This is a genomic window from Ruegeria sp. AA3 (assembly GCF_056542905.1).
Genome location: NZ_JBQGAQ010000001.1, coordinates 400,017 through 414,096 on the forward strand (window position 1 = coordinate 400,017; position 14,080 = coordinate 414,096).

The 14,080-nt window shown below is 56.1% G+C and carries 15 protein-coding genes; 13 read left to right on the plus strand and 2 right to left on the minus strand.

Annotation, left to right across the window (positions count from 1 at the left end; translation table 11 throughout):
* Positions 1–6: 6 nt before the first annotated feature.
* The 8 genes from ACR0JR_RS01950 (at position 7) to ACR0JR_RS01985 (ending at position 7,038) form a co-directional block, all read left to right on the plus strand.
* Positions 7–816 carry a glutamate racemase gene (locus ACR0JR_RS01950; RefSeq protein WP_480454827.1) on the plus strand — a complete coding sequence of 270 codons (810 nt, stop codon included), beginning with the start codon at positions 7–9 and terminating at the stop codon, positions 814–816.
* Positions 817–910: 94 nt separating this feature from the next.
* Positions 911–1,939, plus strand: a complete 1,029-nt coding sequence (gene argC / locus ACR0JR_RS01955) for an N-acetyl-gamma-glutamyl-phosphate reductase (protein WP_480454828.1) — start codon at positions 911–913, stop codon at positions 1,937–1,939.
* A gap of 7 nt (positions 1,940–1,946) precedes the next feature.
* Positions 1,947–2,393, plus strand: a complete 447-nt coding sequence (gene ccmE, locus ACR0JR_RS01960; RefSeq protein WP_010439882.1) for a cytochrome c maturation protein CcmE — start codon at positions 1,947–1,949, stop codon at positions 2,391–2,393.
* A gap of 123 nt (positions 2,394–2,516) precedes the next feature.
* Entirely contained in the window at positions 2,517–3,128 is a 612-nt protein-coding gene (locus ACR0JR_RS01965) for a holin-associated N-acetylmuramidase (RefSeq protein ID WP_480454829.1), read from the plus strand.
* Positions 3,119–3,697, plus strand: a complete 579-nt coding sequence (locus ACR0JR_RS01970) for a holin family protein (protein WP_480454830.1) — start codon at positions 3,119–3,121, stop codon at positions 3,695–3,697. The genes ACR0JR_RS01965 and ACR0JR_RS01970 overlap by 10 nt, the downstream gene beginning before the upstream one ends.
* Before the next feature lie 74 nt (positions 3,698–3,771).
* On the plus strand, positions 3,772–5,736 hold the full coding sequence (locus ACR0JR_RS01975) for a heme lyase CcmF/NrfE family subunit (RefSeq protein WP_480455175.1): 1,965 nt from the start codon (positions 3,772–3,774) through the stop codon (positions 5,734–5,736).
* Positions 5,733–6,188, plus strand: a complete 456-nt coding sequence (locus tag ACR0JR_RS01980; protein ID WP_010439901.1) for a cytochrome c-type biogenesis protein — start codon at positions 5,733–5,735, stop codon at positions 6,186–6,188. Before ACR0JR_RS01975 ends, ACR0JR_RS01980 begins: the two co-directional genes overlap by 4 nt.
* A gap of 73 nt (positions 6,189–6,261) precedes the next feature.
* Complete coding sequence (locus ACR0JR_RS01985) at positions 6,262–7,038, plus strand: enoyl-CoA hydratase-related protein (protein WP_170469967.1); 777 nt, start codon at positions 6,262–6,264, stop codon at positions 7,036–7,038.
* An 8-nt stretch (positions 7,039–7,046) separates the two neighbouring features.
* Here ACR0JR_RS01985 and bmt read toward each other — a convergent pair whose 3' ends face one another.
* On the minus strand, positions 7,047–8,060 hold the full coding sequence (gene bmt, locus ACR0JR_RS01990; protein WP_480454831.1) for a betaine--homocysteine S-methyltransferase: 1,014 nt from the start codon (positions 8,058–8,060) through the stop codon (positions 7,047–7,049).
* 122 nt (positions 8,061–8,182) lie between these two features.
* Positions 8,183–8,503, minus strand: coding sequence for a DUF1476 domain-containing protein (locus ACR0JR_RS01995; RefSeq protein ID WP_010439909.1), 321 nt, complete (start codon positions 8,501–8,503; stop codon positions 8,183–8,185).
* Between the two features lie 187 nt (positions 8,504–8,690).
* Between ACR0JR_RS01995 and purC the strand changes: the two genes are divergently transcribed.
* The 5 genes from purC (at position 8,691) to ACR0JR_RS02020 (ending at position 13,634) form a co-directional block, all read left to right on the plus strand.
* On the plus strand, positions 8,691–9,446 hold the full coding sequence (gene purC, locus ACR0JR_RS02000; RefSeq protein WP_010439911.1) for a phosphoribosylaminoimidazolesuccinocarboxamide synthase: 756 nt from the start codon (positions 8,691–8,693) through the stop codon (positions 9,444–9,446).
* Between the two features lie 101 nt (positions 9,447–9,547).
* Entirely contained in the window at positions 9,548–9,778 is a 231-nt protein-coding gene (gene purS / locus ACR0JR_RS02005; protein ID WP_010439914.1) for a phosphoribosylformylglycinamidine synthase subunit PurS, read from the plus strand.
* A gap of 26 nt (positions 9,779–9,804) precedes the next feature.
* The gene (purQ, locus tag ACR0JR_RS02010) at positions 9,805–10,473 is read left to right on the plus strand and encodes a phosphoribosylformylglycinamidine synthase subunit PurQ (protein WP_010439918.1); all 669 of its coding nucleotides are present in this window, start codon (positions 9,805–9,807) and stop codon (positions 10,471–10,473) included.
* A 36-nt stretch (positions 10,474–10,509) separates the two neighbouring features.
* Positions 10,510–12,288, plus strand: coding sequence for a sensor histidine kinase (locus ACR0JR_RS02015; protein WP_411353645.1), 1,779 nt, complete (start codon positions 10,510–10,512; stop codon positions 12,286–12,288).
* Between the two features lie 11 nt (positions 12,289–12,299).
* A complete protein-coding gene (locus ACR0JR_RS02020) occupies positions 12,300–13,634 on the plus strand; it encodes a sigma-54-dependent transcriptional regulator (RefSeq protein WP_010439922.1) in 1,335 nt (444 codons plus the stop codon).
* The last annotated feature ends 446 nt before the right edge of the window (positions 13,635–14,080 follow it).

Here is a 14,080-nt window from a genome sequence, read left to right on the forward strand (position 1 = left end):
GGGCAAATGGCAGTAGGTATCTTTGATTCCGGGTTGGGCGGTCTAACCGTCCTGAACGCCGCGCAGAAACATCTGCCGGACGTGGATTTCCTGTATTTTGCGGACAGCGCGCATGCGCCTTACGGCGTTCGCGATGCCGAAGACATCTACAACCTGACCCGCACTGCCGTTCATGATCTTTGGGATCGCGGCTGCAATCTGGTGATTCTGGCCTGCAACACAGCCAGTGCTGCCGCTTTGCGCCGGATGCAGGAGGCGGGCGTGCCCGATGGTAAGCGGGTACTGGGCGTGTTCGTTCCTTTGATCGAAGCGCTGACCGAGCGGCAATGGGGTGACAATTCACCTCCGCGCGAGGTCGAAGTGCAACATGTCGCGCTGTTTGCGACGCCCGCGACTGTGTCTAGCAGGGCGTTCCAGCGGGAATTGGCATTCCGGGCGATTGGCGTTGATGTTGAGGCGCAGGCCTGTGGCGGTGTGGTCGACGCCATTGAGGATGGCGATATGATCTTGGCCGAAGCCTTGGTGCGCAGCCATGTGGATGCGCTGAAACGCAAGATGCCGGAACCGCAAGCGGCTATTCTGGGTTGCACCCATTACCCCTTGATGGCGGAAACGTTTCAGAATGCATTAGGCCCTGATGTGAAGGTCTATAGCCAAGGAGACTTGGTGGCTGAAAGCCTTGCAGACTATTTGAAACGTCACCCAAACATGCTTGGCGAAGGTGCAGGTGGGTTTTTGACCACCGGCAAGCCCAACACCGTGTCGGATCGCGCAACGCAATTCCTCCGACGACAAATCACCTTTGAAGCCGCCTGATTTTGGTCAAGGACGGCGCTTTTCTGATTTTGTAATTCGTTGACCGTCGCATCGGCGGTCACCCCATGTGACACATGAATGAAAGAGGTCTGACATGACCCATAAAATCGCAATTCTAGGTGCTTCCGGCTATACCGGTGCGGAACTGGTACGGCTGATCGCCGGGCACCCGAATATGGAGATCAAGGCTTTGGCCGCCGAGCGCAAGGCCGGGCAGACAATGGCGCAAGTGTTCCCGCATCTGCGGCATATGGATTTACCAGTGCTTTGCAAGATTTCCGAGATCGACTTTTCCCAGATCGACCTGTGCTTTTGTGCCCTGCCGCATAAGACCAGCCAGGAAGTCATCCGTGATCTACCCAACACATTGAAAATCGTTGACCTTTCGGCTGATTTCCGGCTTCGGGACGGAGACGAATATCAGAAATGGTACGGCAACCCGCACGCCGCGTTGGGACATCAGGAAGAAGCCGTTTATGGCCTAACTGAATTCTATCGTGACGATATCAGTTCTGCGCGGCTCGTCTCTGGCACAGGTTGTAACGCTGCGACCGGGCAATATGTGCTGCGGCCATTGATATCAGCGGGCGTGATTGATCTGGATGACATCATTCTAGACTTGAAATGCGCAGTTTCAGGCGCAGGTAGGGCACTGAAAGAAAACCTTCTGCACGCAGAGCTCAGCGAAGGAGCAAATGCCTATGCAGTAGGTGGGACACATCGGCATCTGGGTGAGTTCGATCAGGAGTTTTCTGAGCTTGCCGGTCGGACCGTTCATATTCAATTCACTCCACATCTGATCCCGGCCAATCGGGGCATTCTGGCGACCTCTTACTTGAAGGGCGATCCGCAGAGCGTCTATGAGACTTTGCAATCGGCCTATGAGGATGAGCCGTTCGTCCAGGTGCTGCCCTTCGGAGAAACACCTTCAACCCACCATGTACGGGGGTCGAACTTTTGCCATATCGGTGTCGTTGGTGATCGGATCGAACGCCGCGCAATCGTTGTGGCAGCTTTGGATAACTTGACAAAAGGTAGCAGCGGGCAAGCCTTGCAGAACGCCAACCTGATGTTAGGTGAGGATGAAACCCAAGGGCTGATGATGGCCCCTCTGTTCCCGTGAGGACGGTATGAAAACGCTCAAGAAACGTCGTCGAATACAGATCATTGTGCTAGCCGCGGTGGCCCTTGCCTTATCGACGGCGTTGATTGGAGTGGCCATGAAAGATGGCATCAACTTCTTCCGTTCACCCAGTCAAGTGATCGCCGAGCCGCCTAAGCCGTCCGAAGTGTTCCGCATCGGTGGGCTTGTCGAAGAGGGCTCGATCATACGTGGGCAGGGTGAAACTGTGTATTTCGTCGTCACCGATGGCGGTGAAAGCGTCAAAGTCGCTTTCACGGGTGTCCTACCTGATCTGTTTTCAGAAAATCAAGGTATGGTCGGTACAGGTAGCTATGTGAACGGTGTCTTCGAAGCCACTGAAATCCTTGCAAAACACGATGAAACCTATATGCCGAAAGAGGTTGTGGACGCATTGAAAGAGCAAGGTGTTTACAAAGAAGCCGGCGACAGCTGATCAGTTCCAAAGCATTGAAATCTTGAGGGCGTTGCGTGCAAGAAACACGCAGCGCCCTTTGTTCTATCGTCGGATTAACTTATTTGCCGGACCGTTAGCCTGACCACAGCAAAGGGGGCGGGCATGAGGACGGTTCGACAGATCGCAGATGAAATCGTGGCGCGGGAAGGTGGCTTTGTCGACGATCCCGACGATCCCGGTGGGGCAACAAAATTTGGTGTGACGATCCACACCATGCAGCGTTTGGGTCTTGATCTGGATCGCGACGGTGCTGTGACACATCGGGATGTAAAAGTTCTGACCAGGGCGCAGGCCATAGACATCTTTGTCGACCACTATTTTGAAAGGCCTCGCCTTGGGTTGTTACCCCTGGCTGTACAGGCCTCGGTGTTTGACATGTACGTCAATGCGGGTTCGCAGGCAGTCAGAATATTGCAAAACCTGCTGTGCCAAATGGGGTTTGAGGTCACAGTTGATGGCGTGATCGGGGCCCAAACCGCGCGTGCAACAAATGCTGCTGCCAAACCAAAACCTCAGGCCCTAACAGATGCCTATGGCGTCGCACGGCGTAACTATTATTTCCGGTTAGCAGATCGGAGGGTTTCACTACGTAAATATGCCCGAACTCGGGCCGGGGGCAAAGGCGGTTGGATCAAGCGCGCTGAAGAGTTTTTGTCTCCTCAATATCACCTGACGAATGCAGACTTTCAGAGGAGGATTTCAGGATGGGTTTGATCTCTGGCCTTTTTGCGCTGTTGTTCGGTGGAGGCCGCAATGTGGTTCGTGAAACTACCGAGATATTTCGAGAAAATGCTGAAAGCGCGGCGCAGCGGAGCACAACGTTACGCAGTGCGGCGGTGGCACAGTTCGGGGCCGAGTTCCAAGTGCCCCGAAAAGGGGGGTTTGATCGAATCATGGACGGGCTAAATCGACTGCCGCGCCCTGCTTTGGCGTTGGGCACCTTGTGCCTGTTCCTTGCCGCAATGATCGACCCGCTCTGGTTCGCGGCGCGCATGCAGGGCATTGCACTAGTGCCGGAACCGCTGTGGTGGCTGTTGGGTGTGATCGTGTCATTCTACTTTGGCGCGAGGCATCAGATAAAAGCGCAGGATTTTCAGCGAGAGATCAATCAAACGGTGCTGCAAGCGCCAGACGTATTGGCCAACCTTGCGACAATCCGTGAACTTCGCGAGGACAGCCCCGGCATCGCGGATACCCGGTCGGACGCGGCCTTGACCGAAGTAGTAATACAGGCCGATTTCAACCCTGCACTAGAAGATTGGCGACGGCTGCGCGCAGCATGAGGCGCGACACTATGTGCGGCGATACTTGACGAATGTTAATGGCACATGCCGACCTGCCGCAGTATAAGCGCGTCATGATTACAGAGCTTGGCCATTTCGCACTGATCCTAGCCTTCCTGGTCGCCATTGTTCAGACTGTGGTGCCTCAGATAGGGGCTGCCAAACGATGGAACGGATGGATGGTTTTTGCAGAACCTGCGGCCATCGCTCAGTTTTTGCTGACCGCGTTTTCGTTTGGAGCACTGGTTTGGGCTTTCGTGGCGTCCGACTTTTCGTTGCGGATTGTGGTTGAGAACAGCCATTCCGCCAAGCCGATGCTGTACAAGATCAGTGGGACTTGGGGAAACCACGAGGGCTCGATGCTGCTATGGGTCCTTATCGTCACAATTTTCGGGGCAATGGCCGTGATCTTTGGCGGCGGATTGCCCCCGACGCTCAAAGCAAGAGTTCTGTCGGTGCAGTCAGCCATCGCTGTTGCGTTTTTTGCGTTCATTCTGTTCACATCTAACCCGTTTGATCGCTTGCCAATTCCACCTTTCGACGGTCGGGACCTGAACCCACTGTTGCAGGACCCGGGCCTGGCGTTTCACCCACCGTTTCTTTATTTGGGTTATGTCGGCCTGAGCATGGCCTTCAGCTTTGCTGTCGCGGCCCTGATCGAAGGCCGCGTGGATGCGGCATGGGGCCGTTGGGTGCGACCTTGGACGCTTGCAGCGTGGATTTTCCTGACCATTGGTATCGCACTGGGGTCTTGGTGGGCCTACTACGAACTGGGTTGGGGTGGTTTCTGGTTCTGGGATCCGGTCGAAAATGCCAGCTTTATGCCATGGCTGCTGGCCGCAGCGCTGCTGCATTCGGCCATCGTTGTCGAAAAGCGCGAGGCGCTAAAAAGCTGGACTATTTTGCTGGCGATCATCGCCTTCGGGTTCTCGCTGATCGGGACGTTTATCGTGCGCTCGGGGCTTTTGACCTCGGTCCATGCGTTTGCCAACGACCCCGAAAGGGGTGTGTTCATCCTGTTCATTCTGGTGATTTTCATCGGCGGCGCACTGACTCTGTTTGCAGCCCGTGCGCAGGCGATGGAAGCGAAGGGCGTGTTCGGGATGGTCAGCCGGGAAAGCGCGCTGATTCTGAACAATATCCTGCTGGCAGTCAGTTGTTTCGTCGTGTTCTTTGGTACGCTGTGGCCCATGGTGGCTGAGATGGCATTTGACCGGAAACTCTCGGTCGGAGCGCCATTCTTTAATGCGGCCTTCACACCATTCATGATTGCCCTAGGGATCGTGCTGCCTGTTGGCGCTATGCTGCCTTGGAAGCGGGGCAGATTGGGTCGCGCGGCCTGGTCTCTGCGCTATGCATTCATTCTTGCAGTAGCGTTGGCGATACTGGTCTGGGTGATGCAGACAGGGCGCAGCGCTTTAGGGCCTGTTGGTCTATTCCTTGGCGCTTGGATTACGTTCGGCGCTCTTGTCGATCTTTGGAGCCGAACAGGCCGCAAAGGCAGCCTTGCGCGTCTTATCCGTCTTCCGGGAGCCGATTGGGGTAAAGCCGTCGCCCATACCGGCTTGGGTGTCACAATGTTTGCCATCGCGGGGCTGACAGCGTGGGAAGTCGAAGATATTCGAGTCGCCCAACCCGGTCAGCCATACGAGGTTGGGCAGTTCACGTTGACATTGCAGGATGTGCGCCGGGTTCAGGGACCGAACTATTTCTCGACGATGGCGGATGTGATGGTGGAACAGGATGGGCGTTTTGTTACGACGCTTAACCCCGAAAAGCGTGACTACCCCGTGGCCCGCATGCCGACGACAGAAGCCGCAATCGACTATCGGTTCCTGCGTGATCTTTATGTTGTGATCGGTGATCAACAGGCGGATGGGGGCTGGGTAATGCGAACCTACATCAAACCTCTCGCCAACTGGATTTGGGGCGGATGTATCTTGATGGCTCTGGGTGGTGCGCTCAGCCTTTCGGACCGCCGTTTCCGGGTCGCGGCTGGCGCGCGTAAGACGCCTGCAGGTAGGGTGCCGGCCGAATGAAACGTTTACTTTTGATAGTGCTGCTGATCGCGTCACCGGTTTTGGCTGTTCAGCCGGACGAGGTTCTGGATGACCCGGCGCTTGAAGCGCGGGCGAGGGATATCAGCACGGGCTTGCGCTGTCTGGTCTGTCGGAACGAAAGCATTGATGAAAGTAATGCCGAGCTTGCGCGTGATTTGCGCATTCTGCTGCGAGAACGTCTTGTTGCGGGCGATACGGACCAAGAGGCAGTCGAATTTATCGTTGATCGCTATGGCGAATACGTTCTTCTGAAACCAACCACGACCGGAGCCAATCTGATGCTTTGGTTGGCAGGCCCGATCATGTTGCTGATCGCGGCGGGCATGGGCTGGAGCTTTTTGCGGAAGCGTTCGCGGCATCAACAAGCGGCGCATTCTGATGCGCTGACCGATGAAGAACAGGAACGCTTGCGCCAAATCTTGGAAGACTGACGCGCGGTTCTACTTTTCCTTTTTCCACATTTGCGTCAGGGTTTTGCGAAACACTGCGCAGGTGAGGTTGTACATGGAATACGAAGCGGTCCTTCTGGATATTACCGATGATTTGGCGGTTTTGACATTGAACCGACCAGACAAGATGAATGCGCTGACGACGCAGATGCGAGCCGAGATCACCTATGCGATGAAAGAAGCGGCTCGCCATGCCAGGGCAATTGTTTTGACAGGGGCTGGGCCTGCGTTCTGTTCTGGCCAGGATCTAGGGGACGCGTCGAGCACAGGAAAGATCGATCTCGAACGAGCATTAAGGGATGAATATGAGCCTATGCTTGAGGCGGTTTACGACTGCCCGGTGCCAACGATCGCGGCCGTTAACGGGGCGGCAGCAGGGGCAGGGGCGAATCTTGCACTCTGTGCCGATGTCGTAATCGCAACCGAGAGCGCCTATTTCCTGCAGGCCTTTGCTCGGATCGGATTGCTGCCCGATGCTGGCGGAACTTGGTTCATGCCGCGTCAGATGGGATTTGCCAAAGCGATGGGGGCTGCTTTGTTTGCAGACAAGATCAGCGCGCGTCAGGCGGACGACTGGGGGTTGATCTGGGAAGCAGTCTCTGACGATCAGTTCGACGCGCATTGGCGCGAACGGGCCGCCTATCTGGCTAATGGCCCAACTGCCGGGTTCCGGGCAATCAAACAGGCGATCCGGGGGACCTACGATAGAACATTGCCGAAACAGCTTGCCGCCGAGGCGCACCTGCAAGGCGAATGCGGTAGAACCCGTGACTTTGCCGAAGGTGTGGTGGCATTTCTGGAAAAGCGCCCCCCGAAATTCGAGGGGCGCTGAGAGATCATTCAGGCGCGGCGGCGACGTCGTGTGCGTCGTTCAGGCACCGCCTCGTCGCCGGTGCCATCTGAGGCTGAGGTAAACGGACCAAGCGCCGATGTAATCTGATCCAGGGTCGGGCGATCTCCGCGTTGGCCGCTATCCAGTGCTTCCCGCATCTTGCGCAGATGCGCAGGCATGGTACCGCAGCACCCGCCAATAATAGTCGCACCTGCATCTCGGGCCATGGCGGCGTATTGGCCCATCAGTTCGGGCGTTCCGTCGTAGTGGATGTGTCCGTCCACGTATTTCGGAATGCCCGCGTTTCCCTTGGAAATCAGCGGACGCTCGCTGCCTTGAGCGGCGAAACCAAGCACCGTACGCAAAATGTCGGACGCACCCGTACCGCAATTGGCCCCAAAGGCCACAGGGGGATTGGGTAGGGTTTCGACAATCATCGCCAGATCAGAGGATGTAACACCCATCATGGTCCGGCCCGCGGTGTCAAAGCTCATTGTGCCGCACCAGGGCATGTCGGCCAGTGCAAAGGCCTCGGCTGCGGCGCGGAACTCTTCTGGAGCGCTGATGGTCTCGAGCCACAGAACGTCTGCTCCTCCCGCTTTCAACGCCTCTGCCTGCTCATGAAACATGTCGACGGCTTCAGCATGCGAAAGGCTGCCAACGGGTTCCATGATTTCACCAGTCGGGCCAACGGAACCCGCCACAACAATTGGGCGGCCTGCTTTGTCTGCAACTTCACGACCCAGCTCTGCTCCGATACGGTTCAATTCGGTCACGCGGTTCTGGGCATCATGCAGTTTTAGACGTGCTGAGGTGCCGCCGAATGTGTTGGTGAGAAACAGATCGCTACCTGCATCGACCGAGCCCTGATACAGCGCGCGAATCTTGTCGGGAGCATCGACGTTCCACAACTCAGGTGCATCACCAGATTGCAGGCCCATGTTGAACAGGTTCGTGCCCGTCGCACCATCTGCAAGAATGACGTCGACGGTTTCAAGTAGAGTGCTGAGCGCGTTTGTCATTGAGGTATTCCAAGAATAAGGCCGTGGCCCGTCAAAATATGAGACGCCCCGTGTCTCATGACCGGGGCGTCAAATCAAATTCATAAAACTCATGAAGATCATGAGTTTTGCATTTTACGCAATCAATCTTCGGCTTCCGCCATAACCTGTTCCTTGGCTTCAACCAGCAGTTCGGCCATTTTCTCACGAATCTTGGCCTCGTCTGCAAGATCGCCAAGATAGCCTTTAACCGCCTCGACGACATCGTCCTCGCTGACATTCTGCAGATCGGTATGGACCAGTTCCTGGCCATATTTCCGCGCTTGCTCTACGGTTTCGCCCTTCAGTGTCGATGCCCAGACAGCCATAAACCGGTTACGGCGCATCCGCGCGATGAACTGCATCTTTTCGTCATGAGCGAATTTGCTTTCAAATGCGGCTTCGCGTTCGTCGAATGTGGTCATTGGTTGGGGACCCCTTGGCTTGAATTCTCTTTCCTGATGATATGACTATACGACGCCTCGGGCGCAAGGTATTTGCGCTGCGTCAAAGCCTCTCGGGGTCGCGAACTTGCGGGAAGGCGGGGCTTGCACTATGAGGGCGCCAACGTAAGGGGACTCATTCCCTTTCCCCAGCCTGGAAAGGTCGCTCATGGCGCGTCGCAAGAAGATTTACGAAGGTAAAGCCAAAATTCTGTATGAAGGCCCGGAACCGGGAACCATCGTGCAGTATTTTAAGGACGACGCCACTGCTTTCAACGCCGAGAAAAAAGATGTCATCGACGGCAAGGGTGTTCTGAACAATCGTCTGAGTGAATTCTTCATGACTGGTCTGGCCCAGATCGGGGTGCCAACGCACTTCATCCGCCGTCTTAACATGCGCGAACAACTGGTGCGGAATTGTGAGATCGTGCCGCTGGAAGTCATCGTGCGCAACTATGCCGCCGGAACGATGTCCAAGCGTCTCGGTATCGCCGAGGGGACTCAGCTGCCGCGCCCGATTGTTGAATACTGCTACAAGGACGATGCGCTGGGTGATCCGCTGGTGACTGAAGAGCACATCGCGGCATTCGGTTGGGCTAGCCAGCAGGACATGGACGATATCCTGAGCCTTGCACTGCGTGTGAATGATTTCATGAGCGGCGTGATGCTGGCGGTTGGCATTCGACTGGTCGATTTCAAGATTGAGATCGGGCGCGTGTTCGAAGGTGATTTCCAACGCCTGATCATTGCGGACGAGATCAGCCCCGACAGTTGCCGTCTTTGGGATATCGAAACCGGTCAGAAGCTGGACAAGGATGTGTTCCGCCGCGATCTGGGAAGCCTGACGGATGCGTATTCGGAAGTCGCCAGACGCCTTGGCGTCTTGCCCAAAAGTAATGTGACCAAGCCAACGTTGATCAACTAAACTTGCCCCAGACGGGCAGGGTTGTCCGACACGCCCAAGCGGGGTATCCCGCGCGCAACGAAACGGATCGGAGAGCGGTCCACCAGTGGAGTTTTCGAGAAATGAAGGCACGTGTGCATGTGATGCTCAAGAACGGGGTTCTGGACCCTCAGGGCGAGGCTGTGCGTCACGCATTGGGTGCGATGGGCTTTGATCAGGTCGAAGGTGTCCGTCAGGGCAAAGTGATCGATTTGGAACTGGCCGACGGCGCGACCGAAGCGGACGTAACTAAAATGTGCGAAAAGCTGTTGGCCAACACGGTCATCGAACGCTTCGAGATTGAACTGCTCTGAGTTTTTCCGACCTAGGAGGGTCCGCCATGCGCGCAGCCGTCATCGTTTTCCCCGGTTCCAACTGCGATCGCGATCTCGCTGTCGCCTTTGAACAGGCCGGTTTTTCCGTCGATATGGTCTGGCACAAGGATGCCGCGCTGCCCGAGGGTATCGATATCGTCGGTGTTCCGGGTGGATTTTCCTATGGCGACTATCTGCGCTGTGGCGCGATTGCGGCACAGTCACCGATTTGCAAAGCGCTGGCTTCGCATACCGAGCGTGGTGGTTACGCCGTCGGTATCTGCAACGGGTTTCAAGTTCTGACCGAAACTGGAATTCTGCCCGGCGCACTGCTGCGAAATGCCGGTCTGAAATACATTTGCAAAACTATCGGACTAAAAGTCGAAACCAGCGACAGTGCATTTACCGAAGGGTATAATGCCGGTGATGTGATCGATATCCCGATTGCCCATCATGATGGTAACTATTTCGCCGACGACGCGACCATTTCTGAACTTAAGGATCAGGATCGCATTGCCTTCACTTACGCCGAGAATCCCAACGGTTCGCGCGACGATATTGCGGGCATTTTATCACACAACCGCCGCGTGTTAGGCATGATGCCCCACCCCGAGCGGGCGGCGGATTCAGGCCACGGAGGCACTGATGGAACGGCGCTCTTCCGCGCATTGGCCGGGGTGTTGGCGCCAGCGTGACTTGAGGTCATCAGTCGGGACGCGTAGCGTCAAAACATGACTGCCCAAGATCAATCAGACCGCAACGGGTTCCTGAACCGACTGCGTGGCTCGCCAATGGGCTGGCGGCTGCGCCTTGCTGTGTTCGTGCTGCTGCTTGTAACGGTTGCCACGGTCTGGATTACCAACAGTCTTCTGACCAGCCGTTTCACAGAATCCACCCGCAACCGGGCTGAACTGCGTCTGGCGCTGTATTCCGGTAACTTGCTCAGTGAACTGCGCCGCAATTCCATCGTTCCGCAACTTCTTTCCAGAGACCCAACGCTGATCTCGGCCTTGCAGTCCAGTGACTACACGCTGTCGACTCAGCGGCTGATCTCTTTTGTAGAAGAAATCGGAGCGGCGTCGCTGGTTCTGTTGGACGGAGATGGGCTTACGGTGGCGGCAACCGATCGCAATCGATTGGGTGAGGGACATCGTAGTTCTCCCTACTTCATTGATGCGATGCGATCGAATGCTACGATATTCTCGGTCATCCCACGCGAGGCGGGGGGGTACAGCTTTGTTTATTCACGCAGAATTGAAGCCAATGCCGAGATACTCGGGGTAATTGTGGTCGAGGTCGATTTGCAGAAATTCGAGCGCGCCTGGGCCGGGATTTCTGATGCCGTGATGGTGACAGACAGCACCGGTGCGATCATTCTGTCGACTGAACCACAATGGCGTGGCCTGGAAGAAGGAAGCGCAATCCTGCGCCAGCCCCCTCAAAGTGCCATTCAACGTGCGATCCGCGCGACGACCGACTGGAATGCGCTGCCGCCTGATGCTTACTTGCAGGGTGAAGCTGTGATGCGAATGGAAACTCGCATACCGTTCCGGGGCTGGCAGATGACATCGTTCACCACCTATTCGTCAATCAGGGAACGTGTGAACAGCGTTCTCGCGCTTGAAATCATGGCATTTGCGATTCTTCTGGCGCTGACCTTCTATGCGCTCAGTCGCAGGGCCACCTCGCGCATGACTTTGTTCCAGCGAGAGTCGGCGGAGCTTCGCGCATTGAACGCCAGGCTGCAGCGGGAAATCGCTGAGCGGGAAAGGGTTGAAAAGACGCTGGAAGTTGCCGAGCAAACGCTTGCTCAAAGCTCGAAACTGGCGGCTCTGGGTGAGATGTCGGCAGCGGTGAGCCACGAGTTGAACCAGCCACTGGCCGCTATGAAAACCTATCTGGCAGGCGCGCGTTTGCTGTTGCGTCGGAACCGACCGGAAGAAGCGCTGGCCAGTTTTGGTCGCATTGATGGTTTGATTGAACGGATGGGTGCGATCACGCGCCAGCTAAAGTCGTATGCCCGCAAGGGCGCGGATGCGTTTTCGCCTGTAAATCTAGGCGAAGCGCTGGCATCGAGCCTGTCGATGATGGAGCCGCAGCTCCGTCAAAGGCACGTTAAGATAACCCAGATTTTACCCGAAGTCCCTGTTATAGTGATGGGGGATCGGATGCGGATTGAACAGGTTATGGTCAATCTCTTGCGCAATGCGCTGGATGCCACCAAATCTGTAGCTGAACCTGATGTCGAGATTATCCTGGCCGCAGGAGATACTGCTGTACTGACCGTACGTGATAATGGCCACGGGATCGAAGATATCGAAAACCTGTTTGAGCCGTTTTATACCACCAAACGCCCCGGCGACGGTGTTGGTCTGGGGCTTGCCATCTCGTCCGGGATCGTGAACGACCATGGCGGACGTTTGACCGCACGAAACGGCCAACAGGGCGGCGCGGTGTTTGAGATGCAATTGCCCATTCTGGGAAGCGACGGCCTTGAGGCCGCGGAATAAAGGAAGTGACTATGGCACAGGCCATGAAAATCGCCATCGTGGATGATGAACAGGACATGCGCCAGTCGATTAGCCAGTGGCTGGCTCTGTCGGGGTATGACACGGAAACATTCGCCAGCGCCGAAGATGCGCTCAAGGTGCTTGGTCCGGAGTACCCAGGGATCGTGATCTCTGACATCAAAATGCCGGGCATGGATGGCATTCAGCTTTTGAAGAAATTGATGGGCGCGGATAGCACATTACCGGTGATAATGATCACGGGCCACGGCGATGTTCCAATGGCCGTCGAAGCCATGCGTGTGGGTGCCTTTGATTTTCTTGAGAAACCGTTCAATCCTGACAAAATGTCTGAACTGGCCAAGAGGGCCAGCAACGCACGACGTTTGACACTGGACAACCGGGCGCTGCGCCGCGAATTGTCGGGTGGCACTCAGATCATGAATAAGTTGATTGGCGCCAGCCCCGTCATGGAACGCTTGCGCGAGGATATTCTTGATCTGGGGCAGGCCGATGGTCACGTTCTGATCGATGGTGAAACGGGGACCGGGAAGACTTTGGTGGCACATGCCTTGCACGCTGTCGGGAGCCGGGCGGGCAAAAAGTTTGTACTGGTTTCTTGTGCCGCGTTGGAGGAGGAAGCGCTGTCGAAGCGCTTGTTTGGTCCGATGCTGCCAGAGGATACTCAGTTGCCTGCTATCGAAGAAGCACGAGGCGGGACATTGGTTTTGGAAGATGTCGAAGCGCTGAGCGATACGCTGCAAGCGCGTTTGCTGAGTGTTATGAACGAACAGGGGACGCCTGCGGAAACGCGGATCGTTGCGATCTCGAATCTGCAGGAGGCCGGCAAGACATCCGAGGATGTTTTGCGGCCTGACCTGTTCTACCGGCTTGCGGCCTTGCGCATCACGATGCCGCCGCTGCGTCAGCGCGGCGAGGATATCCTGACTCTGTTTACGCGCTTGAGCGAACAGTTTGCCGAGGAATATGGTTGCGATGCACCCCAAGTCAGCGCACAAGAAGCGGCGCAGCTATTGCAAGCCCCTTGGCCAGGGAATGTTCGTCAGTTGATCAATATTGCCGAGCGTGCAGTGCTTCAATCGCGACGCGGGTCAGGGACGATTGCGTCGCTGCTGATGTCAGATCATGAAGAGATGCAGCCCGTAATGACCACCGAGGGCAAGCCGCTAAAGGAATATGTCGAAGCTTTCGAACGGATGCTGATCGACAATACGATGCGCCGCCATAAAGGTTCGATCGCATCCGTGATGGAAGAGTTGTGCCTGCCGCGCCGAACTTTGAATGAAAAGATGGCAAAGTATGGATTGCAACGCTCCGATTACCTGTAGGCCGGAGATGGGCCAGCCCCCTCTTGAGCCTTAGGCTCAATTCACCCACGAGATATTTTCAGCCAGATGAGGAGATCCTGTGCTGTGATCTGTGGGTGTTATTCAGTTTGCCCATTGTCTTTTCCACAGGACTGCTTTTATTGTGTTCAGACGGGCCGGGCGATTTGACGCCCAGAAGTCCCGAATCATTGAGTTTCGCTGCTGATCTGCTGCTGAGGATCATTTCCACGCAGTTCAGCAGGCCGATTGTGCCCCAGCCGGGGCAACTGAGTACCTGAACCCGTTCTGGCGGGTGAAAGGAATAATGGGCAGGCCGCGGCCCTATCCCGTGCCTGTCGGAGAAGAACCGCGATGACGCGCGCGCAACGATTGAGTATACGGGCAGGGGGCCACAGCGCCGCACCCTGCCGCGCGCCGTCTGAAATCGCCCGTACAAGACACCTCCC

Coding starts and splice junctions, on each gene's coding strand:
- ACR0JR_RS02020 (WP_010439922.1), top strand. CDS start 12,300: ATGGCACAGGCCATGAAAATCGCCATCGTGGATGATGAACAGGACATG.
- ACR0JR_RS01975 (WP_480455175.1), top strand. CDS start 3,772: ATGATTACAGAGCTTGGCCATTTCGCACTGATCCTAGCCTTCCTGGTC.
- bmt (WP_480454831.1), bottom strand. CDS start 8,060: ATGACAAACGCGCTCAGCACTCTACTTGAAACCGTCGACGTCATTCTT.
- ACR0JR_RS01965 (WP_480454829.1), top strand. CDS start 2,517: ATGAGGACGGTTCGACAGATCGCAGATGAAATCGTGGCGCGGGAAGGT.
- ACR0JR_RS01950 (WP_480454827.1), top strand. CDS start 7: ATGGCAGTAGGTATCTTTGATTCCGGGTTGGGCGGTCTAACCGTCCTG.
- ACR0JR_RS01980 (WP_010439901.1), top strand. CDS start 5,733: ATGAAACGTTTACTTTTGATAGTGCTGCTGATCGCGTCACCGGTTTTG.
- purQ (WP_010439918.1), top strand. CDS start 9,805: ATGCGCGCAGCCGTCATCGTTTTCCCCGGTTCCAACTGCGATCGCGAT.
- ccmE (WP_010439882.1), top strand. CDS start 1,947: ATGAAAACGCTCAAGAAACGTCGTCGAATACAGATCATTGTGCTAGCC.
- ACR0JR_RS01985 (WP_170469967.1), top strand. CDS start 6,262: ATGGAATACGAAGCGGTCCTTCTGGATATTACCGATGATTTGGCGGTT.
- ACR0JR_RS02015 (WP_411353645.1), top strand. CDS start 10,510: ATGACTGCCCAAGATCAATCAGACCGCAACGGGTTCCTGAACCGACTG.
- ACR0JR_RS01970 (WP_480454830.1), top strand. CDS start 3,119: ATGGGTTTGATCTCTGGCCTTTTTGCGCTGTTGTTCGGTGGAGGCCGC.
- argC (WP_480454828.1), top strand. CDS start 911: ATGACCCATAAAATCGCAATTCTAGGTGCTTCCGGCTATACCGGTGCG.
- ACR0JR_RS01995 (WP_010439909.1), bottom strand. CDS start 8,503: ATGACCACATTCGACGAACGCGAAGCCGCATTTGAAAGCAAATTCGCT.
- purS (WP_010439914.1), top strand. CDS start 9,548: ATGAAGGCACGTGTGCATGTGATGCTCAAGAACGGGGTTCTGGACCCT.
- purC (WP_010439911.1), top strand. CDS start 8,691: ATGGCGCGTCGCAAGAAGATTTACGAAGGTAAAGCCAAAATTCTGTAT.